Below are 18,767 nucleotides of genomic sequence, written 5' to 3'. Positions count from 1 at the left end.
AAGGAAAGAAAATGAGCAGAAAAATTGAAGTGGTTCCTTATAATCCAGCATGGCCGCATTTGTTTGAAGAGGAGAAGGCGTGCTTAAAGCAAGCTCTGCCGGATGAACTGGTTGTCAGTGTAGTTCACATCGGCAGCACTTCAGTTCCGAGACTGGCGGCAAAACCGATTATTGATATTTGCTTGATTGTAGAAGATATAGCTGAACTGGACAAATATCAGGAAGTAATGGCTGAAATAGGCTATGAAAGCTGGGGAGCCTATGGATTGCCTGGTAGAAGATACTTTCCTAAAGGGGGAGATCAGCGCAGTCATCATATCCATGCCTATCAGTTTGATAATTTAAGTGAAATTGGCCGGCACATAGCGTTTAGAGATTTTCTGCGCAATCATCGGGAAATAGCTTCAACGTATGGTGAAATAAAACAGACAGCTGCAGCTGCTTATCCTGAAGATATTGAAAGCTATGGAGATTACAAGGATGAGTTTGTGAAGAAAGTTGAAAAGGAAGCCTTGAAATGGCTGTGGTTGAATAAATAACAGATGTCTTTGTTGGGTGGTCGGTATCCCTGTCAAGCCCTTTGATGACAAATATTAAGCTTTGTTTACGGTGTTTAAATAATCTAGTATTTTTGAAAAAAGGGTGCTATAATTTTCACAAGCTTAAGAGCTTAACTACATATAAAGGTGGCACCCATATCTATGACGGAAAAATGGACTGAAGATAAAGAGTATATGTCTTATGTAGAGGATTTATTAGCAACTGAAGAAGTGCAGAGACTAGGGAATTACATTCAGCATGTAAACTCAACTCGTTTAGAACATTCAATCAGCGTGTCGTACTACAGCTATAAGCTGGCAAAAAAATGGAATGGTGATGCCCGAGCTACTGCTAGAGCGGGTCTGCTTCATGATTTATTTTATTACGACTGGCGTACAACCAAGTTCGACGAAGGTTCGCACGCATATATGCATCCGCGGATTGCAGCAAGAAATGCTGAAAAAATTACGGAATTATCTGATCTTGAACGTGATATCATTATTAAGCACATGTGGGGGGCAACGATTGCGCCTCCGAAATATAAAGAAAGCTATATTGTGACAATGGTGGATAAATATTGTGCAATAAAGGAAGCGTCTATTCCTTTTGTTTCCGCTGTAAAAGGCAAATGGGCTCAATACTTTAGCCGTAATCAGGAACCTGTTCAGTAAAACCATGACATCTACTGGTAATAATAGGTAATACTAGCAAAAAATGAAATAACAAGTATAAAGCCATCTGGGCATTGCTCAGATGGCTTTTTTGTTTGTTTGAATCTCAAAGAATAAGTGCGCTCTAAGCTGTTATCAATCTATGTCTTTAAATTAGTTATTTTATCATTTTATCTGTATTTTTTTTAAAAATTGATAATTTTAAATATGTTAAGTTTGCTAAAATAAATGAGTGGATGAATATGGAGACTGTATTTTCAAACGCAGCTGTTGCTGGTCAGTTGGCCACAGGTATTAGTGAAGGGGTTCAAGGGATTAGTCAGTCACGTATGATTACAAAGGATACCCGAACAACCGTGACAGGAAATGGTGCGGCTCATACGGCGATTGATGAGCTAACTACACTGACATTGGCTGATAGAAAATGAAGTTTTTGATTGCTATGCTTCTAGTAATGGAAAGAGTATAGATAATATAATACGAGAAATGAAAGGTAAGACTAAAAAGCAATCTGAAAGATTAGTTCTAAATTTGGATGGTTTTGATCAACAAGTAGTTGATAATTTAATTGAAGCTATTCATAGAAAAGCAAATCCAAATCAAGATTTAAAGCGGTTAAAAGAGGTAATTTTTGTCAAAGATAGACAAGTGAATCAGGTATTTTGGAGGGAGTAATGATGGAATATGAGTTATTTATTTATACAAAACTGACCTACGAAGAATTACTTAAGGAAGTCGAAAGGAGTTTTAAGCTCTTTTTCAATAAAGAAATGAATATAATCCAGACAGAAGAAAGTGTTTATATGGGAATGGATAAATTCTCTTTTTCAATAGAACTGGATGAGCAATCAGATATTGATTTTGTATCAGATAATTATCAGATAAATGTAAACACATATTTTTCAATTGAGGTTTATAATAAAACCTTTGATAAAGGGATTTTAGAGGCTTTACAACTGATGGGTATGTTACTAGAAAAAAGTACTAGTGCACTTTTTCTTGAAATTGGCGATCGACAATTATTTAGAAAAGAACAAGGTCAATTATGGATTAACAATAATCTGGAGGACTATCAAAAAGAATATTTAAATGCAGAAACTATACATTTACTTAGTAGTTCTTTTAAGGAAAAGAAAATGAAGATGATGTGATATTTTCTATACCAGTAGCAGATTTATTGATAGAGGCGAAGAATTGGGTAGTAATTATATTTCTTTTCCGCAATCAAACGTTATCATTTTGAATAGATTGCTAAGGATAGTTTTAAACTATTTGCTTAATTTCGCCTCAATGTCTTTCGTCTTCTATCCTTCTGGTTCAAGAGAATAATCGATTTTAATTGGCGTTCCACCAGTATAACCACTGCACTTTTGTGATGCACTCCGATAATGGATAGAAGCTATACTTTGGCGGAATTAAAAAAAGTTAAAGAGCAGCTATTTAATCAAGATTGGTGTTATGAACATTCTAAATCTTTAGAATGAAAATGAATAAATAATAGAAGTTTAACTGATATCTGTATTCCAATCCTTTAGTGCTATCACTTGCGTTAATGAAAATAATATGATAAGTTATGTACAGAAAAACAGAAGATGATGGCGATGGTGTTCGCCGATAAGCATTTATTTTTGAAAAGAAATAAATTAATGACGCCTACCAAACCAAGGGATGAGTCCCTTATTTGGTAGGCTTTTTTTGCTTTTCTAAATTACTGATACTGGAGTGAGTGAGTTGAAAAAAATAGAACATAAAGGTGTTTTTATAGGAATATACATGGTTAAATGGCTTTTGATTACAGTAATTATTGGATTGATAATGGGAAGTCTCTCTGCTCTATTTCTAAACAGTCTGACTCTGGTAACTTCATCTCGCGAAAGTCATCCGTATTTACTCTACCTGCTTCCGTTTAGCGGTGCAGTTTTTGCATTTCTTTATTCAAAATACGGAAAAAATGCTGCCGGAGGTAATAATCTAATCATTCGTCAGGCGAACGGAGGAGAAGAAGAAGTGCCGCTGCGTCTGATTCCGCTAACATTTTTTGGCACAGTGACTACACACCTTTTTGGTGGTTCTGTTGGGCGGGAAGGAACAGCCGTTCAAATGGGCGGTGCTATAGCAGATGCAGTTGGCAAAATATTCAGGTTAAGTGGCTATGAACGTGAAATTGTCTTAATAAGCGGAATTAGTGCAGGGTTTAGCTCTGTCTTTGGTACACCTCTTGCAGGTACTATTTTTGGCTTAGAGGTACTGGCTTTAGGAAAGCTCCGTTCTGAAGCAATTTTCCCTAGTTTTTTTGCTGCTTTTTTTGCGAACACAGTGACGGAAATGTATGGTGTTACTCATACTCATTATGCAATGGGAACAATTCCAGAATGGTCAGTGGCTTTATTTATGAAATTGTTATTGGCGGGCATTTGTTTTGGTCTGATGGGCTGGTTTTTTAGCCGGTCGATTGTTTTTCTGAAAAAGATGTACAGTAATTGGTTTTCCAATCCGGTTCTGCGTAACTTTATAGGGGGAGCAGTAGTGGTTGCAGCTGTTTTGCTTTTAGGGACCAGCCGTTATCTTGGTTTAAGTTTACCGTTGCTGACAGATGCGTTTGAAGGGACTGGTCAGCTATTCGATTTTGTCGGAAAACTGCTGTTTACCGTTTTATCTCTAGGTGCGGGTTATCAAGGGGGAGAAGTCACGCCTTTATTTGAAATTGGTGCGACAATGGGAAGTAGTCTGGCTCAGGTCCTTCACGTTTCCGTTCCTTTTTTGGCGGCGTTAGGCTTTATTGGTGTTTTCTCAGGAGCAACCAATACACCGATCGCTTGCTTCATTATGGGCGTAGAGCTGTTTGGAAGTGAGGGTGCAGTTTTTCTTTTAATGATTTGCATTATCAGCTATATGTGCTCTGGAAATACTGGGATTTATGGAGCTCAGGAGGTAGGTGCTGGAAAAGGCAAGCTGTTTTTCCCGCTCTATGAAAACTGGAGTCAAAAAAAAGATGATAGATAATCGACGGGAATACTTTCAGCGAATTTCCAGATGTGCTACACTGAGGTAGATGAGGTGAAACTATGAAGGATTATCAGTATCCACTAGATTTAGACTGGACAACGGATGAAATGGTTAGTGTGACAAATCTGTGGTCTGCTTTGGAACAAGCGAATGAATCAGGAATTGCAGTAGAAGTCTTTCTTGATGCTTATCAAAAATTCAAACAGGTTGTGCGGAGTATCGGCGAAGAGAAACGTCTAGGCCATGAGTTTGAACGAGTCTCCGGCTATTCGCTGTATCGAACCGTACAAGAAGCCAAGAAAAAGGGGACAGGCAGATTAAAGGTAGGGGGATAAGAAAAGATGCAGATGATTAATGTTGAAGAAGTCAAAAACTGGCTGACGGAAGCAGGAGAATTCATCAAAAGTAGCTTGAATAATACGCTGAAGGTCAAGGAGAAATCCAATCGTACAGATTTAGTAACGAATATTGATGAGGAAACGCAGCAGCTGCTGATTAGCAAAATTCAGCAGGTGTACCCGAAGGATAAAATTCTTGGTGAGGAAGAAGGCTATAACACCCTGGATTCTATGGACGGACGTGTTTGGATTATTGACCCGATTGACGGAACGATGAACTTTGTGATGGAGCAGGAAAATTTCTGCATCATGCTGGGGATCTTTGAAGACGGTATTGGTAAACTAGGATTCATCTATGATGTCATGCGTAATGAGTTGTATTGGGGCGGCAAAGAGACTGGTGTTTTCCGAAATGAAGAAAAATTGTCTAAGCCTCAGACAACAGAATTGGGAGCTGGACTGCTGGGTTTTAATGCTTATATGTATGGAGAAAATATTCATGGCGCTAAAGCTGTTGCAAATAAAAGCATGGGTGTTCGAGTAAGCGGTTGTGCCGGTCTAGAGATGATTGCTTTACTGAAAGGGAATCATGTTGGCTATGTTTCCAATCTTGCACCATGGGATTACGCACCTGGAATGGCGCTTATCGAAGCATTTGATTATAAAGCAACGACGATTTTCGGTGAACAGCTGTCCTTTGACGGCAGAGAGTATTTTGTGGCGGCACCGCCGGAAGCACATCAAGAAATCATGGCTGTTTTTCATGAAAATACAGCTGATTAGCGTTAAAATGCTCTGAATAATGAGAGAAAAGGGCAGATAGTCTAAAGTTTTCATGATTTCTGAAAACTTTAGACTATATTTCATGAAAAAAATTTGTTATAATAAACAGTCGGATTTTTATTCAAGTCAGAAGTTAAGAGAATGGAGTAAACAAATTAATGGTGAAATATAGAGAAGATATTCGTAACGTAGCAATCATCGCCCACGTCGATCATGGAAAAACAACACTGGTGGATGAACTGCTGAAACAATCACAAACTTTAGATGGACATACACAGCTGCAGGAACGGGCAATGGACTCGAACGCAATTGAAAAAGAGCGTGGTATTACAATTCTAGCTAAAAACACAGCGGTTGATTACAACGGTACGCGAGTGAATATCATGGATACACCTGGGCACGCGGACTTCGGTGGTGAAGTAGAACGTATCATGAAAATGGTTGACGGCGTATTGCTTGTTGTAGATGCTTATGAAGGAACAATGCCTCAAACTCGTTTTGTATTGAAAAAAGCCTTAGAACAACATTTGACGCCAATTGTAGTTGTAAATAAAATTGACAAGCCTTCTGCACGTCCAGAGCATGTAGTTGATGAAGTGCTGGAATTATTTATCGAATTAGGTGCGGATGAAGACCAGTTGGAATTCCCGGTTATTTATACTTCAGCGATCAACGGAACATCTAGTCTTTCAGATGATCCTGCGAATCAGGAAGCAACTATGGCACCGATTTTTGATACGATTATCGAACATATTCCTGCTCCTGTCGACAATAGTGATGAGCCACTGCAATTCCAAGTCTCTCTACTTGATTATAACGATTATGTGGGACGTATTGGGATTGGCCGTGTTTTCCGCGGAACAATCAGCGTAGGCGATCAGGTTGCCCTGCTGAAGCTGGATGGCTCTGTGAAGAAATTCCGGGTGACAAAATTATTTGGTTTCTTCGGTTTACAGCGTTTAGAAATCGAGCAGGCGAAAGCTGGCGACTTGATTGCTGTATCTGGTATGGAAGATATCTTTGTTGGAGAAACAGTTACTCCAGTGGATCATCAGGATGGACTGCCAATTCTGCATATCGATGAACCAACTCTTCAAATGACCTTTTTAGTAAACAACTCTCCTTTTGCCGGACGTGAAGGGAAGTTTGTAACTGCACGTAAAATTGAAGAAAGATTGATGTCTCAGCTGCAAACAGATGTATCTTTGAGAGTAGATCCTACTGCTTCACCAGATGCATGGACTGTTTCAGGTCGTGGAGAGCTTCATTTATCTATCCTTATTGAAAATATGCGTCGTGAAGGTTATGAATTGCAAGTATCGCGTCCAGAGGTAATCGAACGAGAAATCGAAGGTGTGAAGTGTGAACCGTTTGAACGAGTTCAAATTGATACACCTGAAGAATATATGGGAAGTATTATCGAATCCCTGAGTCAGCGTAAAGGCGAAATGCAGGATATGATTCATACTGGAAACGGTCAGATTCGTCTGATTTTCTTAGCGCCTGCTCGTGGTCTAATCGGCTACACAACTGAATTCCTGTCTATGACTAGAGGATACGGAATCATGCACCATACGTTTGATCAATACCTACCGATGATTCAGGGAACAATTGGCGGACGTCATCAGGGCGCACTGGTTTCTATTGATACTGGAAAAGCAACGACTTATAGTATCATGAGTATTGAAGAACGCGGAACGGTTTTTGTAGAACCAACTACAGAAGTTTACGAAGGCATGATTGTTGGTGAAAATAACCGGGATAATGACTTGACGGTAAATATTACAAAAGCAAAACAAATGACGAATGTTCGTTCAGCAACAAAGGATCAAACTTCAGTTATTAAGAAACCTAAAAAGTTGACTTTAGAAGAATCTTTGGAATTCCTGAATGATGATGAGTACTGTGAAGTAACGCCGGAAAGTATTCGTTTGAGAAAGCAAATTCTGAATAAAAATGAACGTGAAAAAGCTTCTAAGAAAAAGAAAAAAGCAGAGTAATAGTTGATATAAGACAAAGGCATTTTTTCAACCTGAAAATTGGTTGAAAAAATGCTTTTTTTATAAGTTATCTGAGCGGCTGGCTTTCACAGGTATCTAGTTTTATAAAATACTAGATTATGGAAACGACCTTTCAAGAAGATGTATTCTTTGTTATAATCACGTAAAGAAATAAGAAGGGATGAGGATATATGAATAGTTATTTCTCATTAGTCATTGAAGATGAGCTATGTCTTATCTATCCGGAGCTTCAAATGGCCGAAGAAGTCTTTCGATTAATTGATTCTGACCGAACACATTTGCGTCAGTTCTTAGATTTTGTTGATGATGTAGTCGATTGCAAAAGTCAGGAAAATTATATCAAGCTGAAGCTAAAAGGAGCAGCTGAAGGAACAGATAAGTTATTTTTCATAGCGATGGGTACAAAAATCATTGGCTGTATTGACTTCCATTTTATCAATTCATCTGACCGGAAAGCTGAAATCGGCTACTGGCTGCATTCATCCTATACAAAAATGGGTATTACCCAGAAAGCGGTTAAGACGCTATGTAGATACGCCTTTAGTATGCTAAACCTGAATAAGCTTACAATAATTGCAGATACTGAAAACACAGGTAGCAATGCCGTTGCTGAAAAATGCGGATTTTCATTGGTGGGAATCCGCAAACAAGATAAGCTGATTTATGGGGAATTGCGTGACTTAAATGAGTATTGCTTGCTGCAATCAGACTATACACCAGACTGTTAATCTACCAGAAAAAAACGTTAAAGGAGTAACATGATAATATTAAGGGACTATACAAAAAAAGTAATTCGTGTTGGCCTTCTGCTGGGAATTTTCTCTGGCGGGTCTTTAGCAGTCATAATGGGGCTGGTTTTAGTATTTGGACAAACACAGGAATCAGAGACTTCATTTGGAGAGCTGGTTTTAGTAAGTTTTATTCTATCATTGTTCGTGTTCCTGCTCGTTAGTTCATTTCAGCTTATCCCGTTACTGTTTACCTACTATCAACTTAGGAAATATCTTGAAGATGGAACCAAAGAAAAACAGGAAGAGCTGTTGGAATTATTAAATGGCGAAATGAATCAGCCGGCTATATGGCTGGAAGAACTATATTTTACCCGGCATTATCTGCTTAGTTTGCCATCATTTATCCTTGATAAAGATGAGCTGGTTTCCCATAAGTTTGATTGGAAAGGGCGAAACGTCAGACACGGGCGTATTTATAAGGCTGTATTCATCTTAAAAAATAAGAAGAAGGTATTGCGGCTAAGAAGAAGAACCGATTTGTCAAAAGTATCAAAATGGCGGCAAGGAAAGATACCTGAGTAGTTATATGAGCAGCAAAATTCATAAAACAGATTACTTAAATCGTTTTGTTCTGAAAGAGGAAGGAGAGGTAAAGATGGGTGAAGAAATGGTGCTGACGTTAGGCAGTCAGCCGTGGCAGCGTGCAGCAAGCTGCTTTGTGCGGATGAATGTATTTGTTTTAGAAAAAGGAATGCAGCCGGAGCTGGAATTTGATGCATTTGATTTGCCGGATACGGTGTATGCTGTTATTTCTGCTGGATATCAGCCAATTGCTACTGGACGATTTATCAAAGAAACTGACGATATAGCCAGACTTACCCGAATTGCTACATTATCAGACTATAGAGGTCAACAGCTTGGTACCCAAATTGTTCGTGGGCTTGAAGAATATGCCAAGCAATTAGATATAAAAAAGACCTTGATTCATGCAGAAGCAGAAGCAGTCCCATTCTATGAAAAAATTGGCTATCAGCTTATTTCTGAAGTATACTACGAGGATGGTGTACCTTGTCAGACGTTGAGCCGTGATCTTTAATAGAAACAGCGGCTCCTGTTATAATTATCTTATCAAGGCAAAGATGCCAGAAACCTGCGGCAGAATTCTCAATCTATTTTGCGGCAGGCTCTCACAGATAAACGAACTACAAGGAAGGTGAATCCTCATTAAACCTATTAAAAAAAGTGATCGGATAGAGTATGAAAATGAGCTGTTGATTCAGGCGCCAAAGCAAGCTATTTGGCAGCTGATAACAACCACCAAAGGATTTTCTCAGTGGTTTCCCGAGATTAAGGCAGATTGTTTATTAGCAGAACGGGTATTGAACTTCGAAAGTGAGGGATTCAGCGAACAGTTGGCTGTTTTTGAATATGAGGAAGAAAGCTTGTTAGGTTTTTCATGGGCGGATGGCAGAGTGATATTGTCAATAAGTGAAACAACCACTGGAGAAACAAAGCTGCGCTTCTTTGAAACACTACCTTTAACCTTTCCCAATCTTTATTTAGATTTGGCAGGCTGGTATTATGTATTGCAGAAGCTTAAAGCGGCTGCTGTTGGAAAGACCTATTCTGTAAAACCGGAGAGGATAAAGGAACGAGCCAAAGAGCTTCAACAGCAGCTAGAAGAAACAGAATAAGAGCAATGCTTTATTTGGATATGGACTCTTGTACAAGTTTTAGTGCATAGGAAATATGAATAATGGGATAAGCAGTGATAGAGCAGTGGCTCTTATCCATGCTTGTCCCATTATTTTAGTGAAATCATCTTCTCGTAAAAAGGAAAGTATGTTGAATGAATCAAAGCTGGTTGTTTGTCTGCTGTTTTCTTGTGCTTAAACGTTTGAGTATTCGTTCAACCAAATTAGTTATCATGAAACCAGCAGCAATAGCTCCAGCAGTCATAATTACAGTCATAGTAAGGTGCAGACCAGAGATATAGTTGTCCAGCACAAAGCTTCGCATTGCCTGATAAGCTGGACCACCAGGTACTAGAGGAACCAAGCTAGGAATGTTAAAGATAATGGTCGGCATTTTTTTCTTCCGGGAAAAGAAAATGCTTAGCAGTCCAATACAAACTGCACTGAAGAAGTTGGCGAAAACCTCTCCTGTCTCTAAATGTCTGGTCAGCATAAAAATCCCCCAGCCGGCAGCCCCCGTTAACCCGCAGGCATTTAGCGCTTTTCTGGGAACATTGGTGATAATGCCGAAAGCCACAGTACTTAAATAACTAAATAAAAGATGAATAATAACGTCCATTTGTTCACTCCTACAAAAATAAAATAAATACCATAGCAATGCCAATGCCAATAGATCCGGCAACAAAAATCGCTTCTGTAGCCCGTGCCATTCCACTGATTAGATGACCTGCAAGAATATCTCTAAAGGCATTTGTAATAGCTACACCGGGAACCAGCGGCATTACTGAACCAATGATAATACTATCCATGTTTTCAGCCAAATGAAATGTAACCAACAGATAGGCACTTAAGCCGATAACTACAGCAGCTGCAAAGTCATCAAGAAATTTTAGTTTCAAGAATTTTTTAATATAGAAAGAGACTGCGAAACCCAGCATCCCAATAAAGAAGGCTGGTAAAAAATCCATCCAAGAGCCTCCAAATACGTACATTAAAGTACAACTGACAATGCCAGCCGCAAAAATCTGTAAAGCAACAGAAAAAGAAGGCGTTTGTGTATCTACAGCTTTCAACTGCTGTTGAAGCTCTGCAAGAGATAGTTGCTTTTCTTCATATTTGCGGGAAAGATGGTTAACTGCAGCGACTTTCTCCATATTCATCCTGCGCTCAGTAATATTTTCCAGTTGAGTATAGGGTAGGGAACGAAAGCTCATAAAAATGCCGGTAACAGTAACATGGGTAACACTATCAGGATAGCCGGCATTTCGGGCAATCCTGTTCATTGTGTCTTCAGTCCGGTAAACCTCAGAACCATTTTCCATCATAATTTTTCCAGCAGTCAGACAGATATCAAATAATAGCTGGATATTTGTATCCAATTGTTTTTCCATAGAATACCTCGATAAATAATGTGATATATACCAAAAATAGTGTACCATTTTTAGCGGCAGATTCAAATGAAAGAAGTCTATTTAGATATAATGAGAATTTTCTAATGGAATCCGCCTTCATCCGAAAGATACTTGATTTTTCTATATGAAAGTCCTATGCTTGACGTAACAAAACAAAGGGGTCTTTGGGCATGGATAAACAATGGTCGCTGTATTCGGCAAGTAGCTTGATTGTATTGGTTTTACTTCGAAGGGCAATTCTTCGAGAACATTATTTTCTGAGCGGCTTATTATTAACGTTATTGCTGGTACAGGTGACAGGCAGCATTATCTGCTTTTATCAGACAAAGAAGAAGAAAGAAATCCCGACTTCTAAATAGAAGTCAGGATTTTTTTGTTGGTAGAGAGACTATAAATTATCTATGAATATAGCGTTTGGAACATAACTACATGTCCAAACGCTGCCCTTTCTAAAATCCGATAAACGGTGAGACAAAAACAACTTACTACACTTCGTTCAGATAGCATCAATTTCTAAGTGCTAAAAGCACTAAGAGTTGAAGTTTTCGGAAAAAAGTCGACTTTTCTCAAAGTTTAGCGCTTCTGTCTCATCCACTGTGACAAAAGTCTGGAAATTTAGACTCTACATGAGCAAGCTATCTTCAACAATAAGGGAATCCACCTTATGATAAAGAGCATCATGCGTCTGAATGCGGGACCTATTGATTGGATGGCGAATGAGCCATCAGCTTTTCTAATCTATCTAACATTATAAATTCTGCAAAAAAATCCTACAATTAAACAAGAATTGACAGAGGTAAGAAATTTTTATATAGTTTTGGAGAAACCTTACATTATTTTTTTAATTGAAAAGAAAAAATAAAATATGGTCATAGGTCAGGAGAAACAAATGGAAAGAGTTATCAATTTAAATGAAGAGAATGCTCCGTTAGTGGCTTCTTTCATGAATCGGATAAAGCCTGAGTGGTGGCCGACAGCTCATGATGGTTTAGCTCAGCTGACAGATGTTCAGGCAAGTATCGATACTGTCGGCTGGTATCTGGAAAATGATCAGAAGCAGCCAACTGGCTGGGTGTTGTTTAGAGAACTAAAGGCGTATAATACATTGGAACTGGAATGCTGCGGTTATGATGATCAGGGTGTATTTAAGCTGGAGCATAAACTGGAAAAGCTGTTCGAACAAGCAGAGAATTATGCAAGGAGCAAAGGGTATACCATGCTGAGAACGGGAATGAGCACTGTTGATTTTACGATAAATGGAGAGAAAATCACAGATGTTGCAGCTGCAATGAACAGCCTGGAAACAACACGTATTGATTATTCTTGGCTGCTGGATTGGGGCTTTCAAGTCATTGGTATTCAGCCGAATGTCTACGGCAACAATTGTCACATGATTATTTTGACGAAGTCTCTTTAAGCAGAAAAGAGAGGAATATGGGGATAGTATGGAAGAGTCTCTCAAAATTAATGAATAATTAACAAACCTTTCTTGAAGAAATATAGAATTTATTGGAGCTGCAGGGTTTTTAGAGTATACTAATAAAGAGATAACTACTGTTGGTAAAGGAATGATAAACGTATGAATGTATTAATGATAGAAGATAATGAATCCGTTTCGGAAATGATGCAGATGTTCTTTTTAAATGAAGGCTGGGAAGCTGTTTTTGAGTATGATGGAAAAAAAGGCTTGGACACGTTTTTGGAAAATCCTGAAAAATGGGATATGGTGACGCTTGATTTAAATTTGCCCTCAATGGATGGTATGGCTGTTTGCCGGGAAATCCGAAAGGTTTCCCACTCAGTACCGATTATTATGCTGACTGCACGTGATTCGGAAAGTGATCAGGTAATTGGTTTAGAGATGGGTGCAGATGACTACGTGACTAAACCGTTTAGCCCGTTGACTTTAATCGCAAGAATGAAAGCTCTGCATAGACGTTCTGAATTAGTAGAGCACGTAGGCGGCGATGAAAATAGCGATGAGACCTTTGATGTGGTGACACAGCATTTCAAAATGAATACGAAAACCAGAGAAGCCTATCTTGACGATCAGCTGATTGAAGGATTGACGCCAAAAGAATTTGATTTGCTGTATACATTAGCGAAAAAGCCGCGGCAGGTCTTTTCAAGAGAGCAGCTGTTGGAAATGGTTTGGGATTACCAATATTTCGGCGATGAGCGGACAGTGGACGCTCATATCAAAAAGCTGAGACAGAAAATTGAAAAGGTGGGTCCTCAGGTTATTCAGACTGTTTGGGGAGTTGGGTACAAATTTGATGATTCCGGAGTGGCTTCATGAAATACTTGTATCAGCAGCTCTTAGCTTTTTGGGGATTGATTGTCTTGATTATTATTATTGTTGGGACATCATTTACGCAGTTTACGAAACAGACGATGCAGGCTGAAAATTATGACCAGCTCAACGGATACGCAAAATCTGCTTTAAATGTAAAAAAATATTTTGACAATCAGGTTGGCTGGAGTGAACAACAAAAACTGAATGCCGCTTTGGAGATGACTCAGGAAATATTGAGTAATCAGGGGGCTCAGTTTGTCTATACTGATGTGGAAATGAATCGGCTGTTTCCGGAAATAAATAATGAACAGCTTGATTTTTCAATTTCCAGTCAGGAACTGGATCGCCTGGCCGAAGGCGATCGGGTTGATAAGACGATTGACAAGGATATTTTTGGTCATACGAGAGCGACCTCTTACGTGACGGTTCCTGTTAAGGTTGAATTGACCAATTTAGGCATTGAAACGATTGTCGGTTATTTAACGATTACGCAGCCGGCTAAAAATGTATCGAACAGTGTAACCTCCGTTACCTCAAACTTATTTAAAGGCTTTGTGATTTCCAGTGTAGTAGCTGTTTTTGTTAGTTATGGTTTCGCCACTTTACAGGTGAAACGAATTAATCGAATGCGTAAGGCTACGAAGGAAATTACCAGTGGGAACTTCGATATTAAGCTAGCTGTCCATGACAAAGATGAGTTTGATGATTTAGCAGAGGACTTCAACCGCATGGCTGAGTCTCTGGCTGAGTCTCAGGAAGAGATTGAGCGTCAAGAGGAAAGGCGGCGTCAGTTTATGGCAGATGCCTCTCATGAAATGAGAACACCGCTGACGACAATTAATGGTCTGCTGGAAGGGTTGGAATACAATGCGATTCCGGAAAACCAGAAAGAAAATGCAATTAAGCTGATGCAGAATGAAACGGCTCGATTAATTCGGCTGGTTAATGAAAATCTTGATTATGAAAAAATCAGAACCAATCAAATTAGTATTGTTGTGAAAAAATTTGATGCTACTGAAACCATCAAGAATATCTTCACCCAGCTGGAAGCTAAAGCAGATGCAGCAGGAGATAAGCTCTATCTTGATACGGAAGAATCAATTGATGTTTTTGCTGATTACGACCGTTTTGTGCAGATTGTAGTGAACATTTTGCAGAATGCGATTCAGTTTACAACCGATGGAGAGATTCATGTTCAATTGGAAAAAGGCTATCTGGAAACAATTGTTAAAATTTCTGATACTGGCATTGGAATGTCGGAAGAGCAGCTGAAAAATATCTGGGACCGCTACTATAAAGCTGATCCTTCTAGAAAAAATACTAAATATGGAGAATCCGGCTTAGGTCTGCCGATTGTGCAGCAGCTCGTTCGTCTGCATAAAGGAAAAATCGATGTAGAAAGTGAACCAGATAAGGGGACCACGTTTATCATCACGTTCCCTGATGTTGAAATTGAAGAATAAAAGAGTGTAGAAAAAGAGTTTAGGAATAATCATTCCTAAACTCTTTTTTCAGCTTCTTCAATTTAACCTAAAGGACAGAATGCTTCTGACTTAGACTTATGTATAGGATCTACTGATAGATGGTGAAGCATCAATGTAGGGGCTGGCTGCCAGTTTTTCATCGTTAGTAATTAGCCAAAGGCTGACAGAAGCTTTTTTTGTCAGGGTCTTTAGTAATGGGAGCAGCTGCTGTTTTTCATGAATGCTCAGCTCTGATAAATCATTTGTTAAAATAATTGTTTTCTTTTCTGATAAGATTAGCTGCATCAACTGGAGCTTTAGCTGTTCAAAAGGCGAAAGCTGTTCAAAGGGAGAAGAGAAAACTGTCATGGGAAGATCAAAGATAGCTGACCATTCCCGTAAAATGCGTTTACGTTCATTTTCCTTTGTTGCACTGCAGACAAACAAATTATCTATCACGGATAAATAGGGAAGAAAGGTGAACTCTTCTAAGATCAGTCCGAAGCTTTTGTTCTGCTCCTGTGATAGCGCAAAATGGATGAAGTGGGGCAACTCTGCTTCCAGCTGCTGTTCATTTTCTAGAACAGCAAAAAGCTTTGAGTCGCTAGTGTCGTTTATTTTTCTAATGATTTCCCGATAATCAATTACTGTATCCAAATAATCACTTCCTAAGAAAAAGTTTTGATTGACGCGTACCTAAAATAGTAAAAATCAAAGCGCAGTTGCTGCTGATTAGAGTTAATAAAACTGTGTTCTGCAAAAGCCGTTTAAAGATTGTCGTTAAGGACAGACTGTGGTGATTAACAGCGAAAACACCTACAGATTCATAAATAGAGCTGCTGGTAGTTGCAGGAACATTATCAACATCCTGTAAGGCATGAATACTTAAACGAAAATCTGTCGTTCCCACAAGCGAATGTATTTTCAAAAGTAAGGACTCATATGAATTTTGAAAAACCAGCAAAAACATACTGCTTATCAGTAAAACGCTAATAAGAACCAATATCGTTTCGAGTAGTGACTGCTTAATAATGTAAAAATCTGAAAAACCAAGTAGGCGCCATTTTTGAATAACTGCTTTCCGTTGTGCTATTTCACGATAAGCCATAATTCCAGCAGCAGCTGTGTATAGAAGAGCTGCAATAACGTAAATCAATAGATAAATGGTATTCCAGTTTAAGGAAGCTGCAATTGTCTCCTTATCAGGTGAAAGAGTGAGCAGTTCCTTTGTCCAGATTCTGTTGATATCCAACATATTTAGTAGTGCTGTTAGAAATACAAGAAAGAACGAACCGGAAACGATACTTGAAAGTGTTGACTTTTTATAATAATGCAAGTCTGCAAAAGCATAGTGAAGGCTTTTCAATAATACTCACCTCTTTAATTACTTACAGTAAAAGTATATAGAAAGAATATGAATTAATTATGAAAAAGTAGCAAAAAAGCCTACGGTATTTAAAAAACCGTAAGCCTTTTTGTATTTATTGTATGTTTATTTTTCGTAGCCTTGATAAGTGTTTGTTTTATACTCATCAACAGTGGACTTATTATCGTTTTTACTGTAAACGCTAGTTGAATCAGCGCCTTTATCTTTCTCGATTTCTTCCAGTTGTTTCAACTGATCCTTGTAGCTATATTGAGATACATCTATTGATTTCAAGCCGCTGCCTTGATAGAAGCGCAACAGGTCGCCAGTATTAATCTGGTCAGATATTTCCAGTTGAGTATTGGCTTTTTCTTTCATTGCTTCAGCTTCCTGTTGAATTTCCTCAGTAGGGGAAACAATTAGTCTGCCAGTTCCTGTTTCATAAATGTTGGAGCCTAACATTGTATATTTTGGTGAAACATAGTTTCCATTTCTGAAAGCAACGATTTGCTCATTTTCTTTTGAGAATAAATCCTGTCCAAGCATGATGTAGTCTTTTGTATCTACACCCAGCAAATGCATCAGTGTAGGCAGTGCATCAACTTGTCCGCCATATGTGTGGTTGATACCGCCGTTTTCCTGACCAGGAACATGAATCATGTATGGTACGCGCTGCAGTTGAGCAGTGTCAAAGTCATTCCATGAAGCCTTTGATTTACCTAACAGTTCAGCTAAATTCTGATTTCTTGAAGAGGAAATACCATAGTGATCTCCGTAAAGAACAATTACAGAATTTTCATATAATCCAGAGGACTTCAAGTAGTTGAAAAATTCTTCAACTGATTTATCCAGATAGTTTGCTGTAGCAAAGTAGCCGTTAATTGTTTCATCACCAGTATCCGCAATCGGGAATCCTGCTTCATCATTTGTGAACTGAGAGTAAGGATAGTGATTAGATACGGCTAGGAATTTTGAATAAAACGGCTGCTGTAAGTGTTCCAAATACTGTGCGGACTGTTGGAAAAATGGTTTGTCATGCAGTCCGTATTGGAATGAATTATCATCGTTGACATCATAGTAGCTGGCATCAAAGAAATAATCATAGCCTAAATGCTTGTAAGTTTCATTTCTATTCCAGAAATTGCCGGCATTTCCATGGAAAACAGCACTTGTATATCCCTGTGTTTGATCGAGAATTGCAGGAGCCGCTTCAAAGGTATTCTTACCGCCGATTTGCGTGAATAATGATCCTTGACTTAGTCCGAATAAAGAATTTTCAAACAAGGTTTCAGCATCACTAGTTTTTCCCTGTCCAACCTGATGGAAGAAATTATCAAAGCTGAATGTACTTTGATTATGGAAAAGGCTATTGATAAATGGTGTTACTTCATGCTCAACACCATTTTCGTCTTTCAGCTTGTAATCAACAAGAAACTGCTGGAAGCTTTCTAAATGAATATAAATGACATTTTTTCCCTTAGCAATGCCAAAGGTTTCATCATTGGGAGCTGCATAATGGCTGTCGACATAACTTTCAACATCTTTCATGTCATTGGCACTGGCTTCCGCCCGTACTTGGTTTGTCTGGTAGGTCTTCACTCCGTCATAGACAGTGAAGGCATTTAATCCTAAGAATTTTACAATATAGTCACGAGAAAACTCTCTGCCTAACAGCTGAGGTCTTTCCGTTTCAGCAAGAAATAGATTAAACAGGAAGAATAACGCTGAAACTAAGCTAATTGAAACAGCCACCCGAGCTCTGACTGGCCGGTCTTCCATTTTAATTTTTTTAGTAAGGAGCAAACCGCCTACAATAATAAAGTCAATCCAGTAAATAACATCGTAAGGACGGAATAAGCGCAGAGCACTCTCTCCAAGTCCGCTGGCAACTTTGCCGGCACCCATCATTGTATTGACTGTAATAAAGTCGGTGAACTCTCTATAGTAGACAATATTTGAAAACAGCAACAGCGTCATGAGGAAAAAGACAACCATCATCGTAATATAAGCGCGTCTGGTTTTACGGACATATAAAGCAATCGCCAAAAGGAAAAAGGTCGTAGCGATTGGATTAATTACAAGAATGATGTACTCGTTGATATTTTCGAGCCTTAGGTGAAAGTCCGTGACATAAGCCAGTAAATTCTTCAGCCATAACAGGACTGCAACCGTTGTGAAAAGACCTAATCGCGTATTCAAAAATTCAGGTAATTTAATTTTTTTTATTCTATTTAACATGATAATTCCTTTCCAACCCTAAGTTCGAAAAAACTTAGATGTGTTTTCATGAAAATTGTGATTTGCATACATGTAATTTTACCTTTTCCGCCGAAGACTGTCAATTATTCCTACGATTATTCTAGCGTTTTGTCAAGAATTTTGAGAAACTTTAATAATCTATAGAATTAAAGACAGGACAGGCTTTTTTTGATATACTTTTTTGGAC

At 38.6% G+C, this 18,767-nt stretch carries 22 protein-coding genes and 1 riboswitch; of the genes, 17 read left to right on the top strand and 5 right to left on the bottom strand.

The genetic code is table 11. The features are described 5' to 3' along the window. The first annotated feature begins 11 nt into the window (after positions 1-11). The 13 genes from ACYSNQ_RS04490 to ACYSNQ_RS04430 all read left to right on the top strand — a co-directional run bounded on the left by ACYSNQ_RS04490 (position 12) and on the right by ACYSNQ_RS04430 (position 9,784). A complete protein-coding gene (locus tag ACYSNQ_RS04490; RefSeq protein WP_426081626.1) occupies positions 12-539 on the top strand; it encodes a GrpB family protein in 528 nt (175 codons plus the stop codon). A 162-nt stretch (positions 540-701) separates the two neighbouring features. Then, complete coding sequence (locus tag ACYSNQ_RS04485; RefSeq protein WP_426081625.1) at positions 702-1,211, top strand: HD domain-containing protein; 510 nt, start codon at positions 702-704, stop codon at positions 1,209-1,211. Between the two features lie 242 nt (positions 1,212-1,453). After that, positions 1,454-1,639, top strand: a complete 186-nt coding sequence (locus ACYSNQ_RS04480; protein ID WP_426081624.1) for a TIGR04197 family type VII secretion effector — start codon at positions 1,454-1,456, stop codon at positions 1,637-1,639. Beyond that, positions 1,626-1,886 (top strand): CdiA C-terminal domain-containing protein, encoded by a 261-nt coding sequence (locus tag ACYSNQ_RS04475; RefSeq protein ID WP_426081804.1) that lies wholly within the window; start codon positions 1,626-1,628, stop codon positions 1,884-1,886. Before ACYSNQ_RS04480 ends, ACYSNQ_RS04475 begins: the two co-directional genes overlap by 14 nt. Next, complete coding sequence (locus ACYSNQ_RS04470) at positions 1,886-2,362, top strand: hypothetical protein (protein ID WP_426081623.1); 477 nt, start codon at positions 1,886-1,888, stop codon at positions 2,360-2,362. The genes ACYSNQ_RS04475 and ACYSNQ_RS04470 overlap by 1 nt, the downstream gene beginning before the upstream one ends. Positions 2,363-2,799: 437 nt before the next feature. Continuing rightward, a riboswitch (Fluoride riboswitch) is annotated at positions 2,800-2,874 on the top strand. A 110-nt stretch (positions 2,875-2,984) separates the two neighbouring features. After that, complete coding sequence (locus ACYSNQ_RS04465; protein ID WP_426081802.1) at positions 2,985-4,214, top strand: voltage-gated chloride channel family protein; 1,230 nt, start codon at positions 2,985-2,987, stop codon at positions 4,212-4,214. A 62-nt stretch (positions 4,215-4,276) separates the two neighbouring features. After that, a complete protein-coding gene (locus tag ACYSNQ_RS04460) occupies positions 4,277-4,552 on the top strand; it encodes a UPF0223 family protein (protein ID WP_426081622.1) in 276 nt (91 codons plus the stop codon). Between the two features lie 6 nt (positions 4,553-4,558). Then, the gene (locus ACYSNQ_RS04455; protein ID WP_426081621.1) at positions 4,559-5,338 is read left to right on the top strand and encodes an inositol monophosphatase family protein; all 780 of its coding nucleotides are present in this window, start codon (positions 4,559-4,561) and stop codon (positions 5,336-5,338) included. A gap of 161 nt (positions 5,339-5,499) precedes the next feature. Then, positions 5,500-7,338: a translational GTPase TypA gene (typA, locus tag ACYSNQ_RS04450; RefSeq protein ID WP_426081801.1), complete on the top strand. Its 1,839-nt coding sequence runs from the start codon at positions 5,500-5,502 to the stop codon at positions 7,336-7,338. 191 nt (positions 7,339-7,529) lie between these two features. Next, the gene (locus ACYSNQ_RS04445; RefSeq protein ID WP_426081620.1) at positions 7,530-8,087 is read left to right on the top strand and encodes a GNAT family N-acetyltransferase; all 558 of its coding nucleotides are present in this window, start codon (positions 7,530-7,532) and stop codon (positions 8,085-8,087) included. A gap of 30 nt (positions 8,088-8,117) precedes the next feature. Beyond that, the gene (locus ACYSNQ_RS04440) at positions 8,118-8,672 is read left to right on the top strand and encodes a hypothetical protein (RefSeq protein ID WP_426081619.1); all 555 of its coding nucleotides are present in this window, start codon (positions 8,118-8,120) and stop codon (positions 8,670-8,672) included. A gap of 73 nt (positions 8,673-8,745) precedes the next feature. Continuing rightward, a complete protein-coding gene (locus tag ACYSNQ_RS04435; protein ID WP_426081618.1) occupies positions 8,746-9,186 on the top strand; it encodes a GNAT family N-acetyltransferase in 441 nt (146 codons plus the stop codon). 175 nt (positions 9,187-9,361) lie between these two features. Further along, entirely contained in the window at positions 9,362-9,784 is a 423-nt protein-coding gene (locus tag ACYSNQ_RS04430; protein WP_426081617.1) for an SRPBCC family protein, read from the top strand. A 160-nt stretch (positions 9,785-9,944) separates the two neighbouring features. On the opposite strand, the gene ACYSNQ_RS04425 is transcribed toward ACYSNQ_RS04430, so the two are convergent. Both ACYSNQ_RS04425 and ACYSNQ_RS04420 read right to left on the bottom strand, forming a co-directional pair. Beyond that, positions 9,945-10,403, bottom strand: a complete 459-nt coding sequence (locus ACYSNQ_RS04425) for a threonine/serine exporter family protein (RefSeq protein ID WP_426081616.1) — start codon at positions 10,401-10,403, stop codon at positions 9,945-9,947. Between the two features lie 10 nt (positions 10,404-10,413). After that, positions 10,414-11,175 carry a threonine/serine exporter family protein gene (locus tag ACYSNQ_RS04420; RefSeq protein ID WP_426081615.1) on the bottom strand — a complete coding sequence of 254 codons (762 nt, stop codon included), beginning with the start codon at positions 11,173-11,175 and terminating at the stop codon, positions 10,414-10,416. Between the two features lie 191 nt (positions 11,176-11,366). Here ACYSNQ_RS04420 and ACYSNQ_RS04415 point away from each other — a divergent pair, with 191 nt between their 5' ends. The 4 genes from ACYSNQ_RS04415 to ACYSNQ_RS04400 all read left to right on the top strand — a co-directional run bounded on the left by ACYSNQ_RS04415 (position 11,367) and on the right by ACYSNQ_RS04400 (position 14,955). Continuing rightward, on the top strand, positions 11,367-11,555 hold the full coding sequence (locus ACYSNQ_RS04415; protein WP_426081614.1) for a hypothetical protein: 189 nt from the start codon (positions 11,367-11,369) through the stop codon (positions 11,553-11,555). 530 nt (positions 11,556-12,085) lie between these two features. After that, a complete protein-coding gene (locus ACYSNQ_RS04410) occupies positions 12,086-12,613 on the top strand; it encodes a hypothetical protein (protein ID WP_426081613.1) in 528 nt (175 codons plus the stop codon). A gap of 162 nt (positions 12,614-12,775) precedes the next feature. Next, the gene (locus tag ACYSNQ_RS04405) at positions 12,776-13,495 is read left to right on the top strand and encodes a winged helix-turn-helix domain-containing protein (protein WP_426081612.1); all 720 of its coding nucleotides are present in this window, start codon (positions 12,776-12,778) and stop codon (positions 13,493-13,495) included. Then, complete coding sequence (locus ACYSNQ_RS04400; protein WP_426081611.1) at positions 13,492-14,955, top strand: ATP-binding protein; 1,464 nt, start codon at positions 13,492-13,494, stop codon at positions 14,953-14,955. The genes ACYSNQ_RS04405 and ACYSNQ_RS04400 overlap by 4 nt, the downstream gene beginning before the upstream one ends. Before the next feature lie 96 nt (positions 14,956-15,051). Here the strand turns inward: ACYSNQ_RS04400 and ACYSNQ_RS04395 are convergent, their stop codons facing one another. From ACYSNQ_RS04395 to ACYSNQ_RS04385, 3 genes are all read right to left on the bottom strand, one after another. Further along, a complete protein-coding gene (locus ACYSNQ_RS04395) occupies positions 15,052-15,612 on the bottom strand; it encodes a hypothetical protein (RefSeq protein WP_426081610.1) in 561 nt (186 codons plus the stop codon). 4 nt (positions 15,613-15,616) lie between these two features. Beyond that, positions 15,617-16,321 (bottom strand): hypothetical protein, encoded by a 705-nt coding sequence (locus ACYSNQ_RS04390; RefSeq protein WP_426081609.1) that lies wholly within the window; start codon positions 16,319-16,321, stop codon positions 15,617-15,619. A gap of 126 nt (positions 16,322-16,447) precedes the next feature. After that, entirely contained in the window at positions 16,448-18,547 is a 2,100-nt protein-coding gene (locus ACYSNQ_RS04385) for an LTA synthase family protein (protein WP_426081800.1), read from the bottom strand. Positions 18,548-18,767: the final 220 nt, after the last annotated feature.

The sequence above is a fragment of the Enterococcus sp. LJL51 genome, from assembly GCF_054871795.1.
The sequence above is the reverse complement of the archived record's forward strand: the minus strand, read 5'-3'. Positions and strand labels throughout refer to the sequence as shown.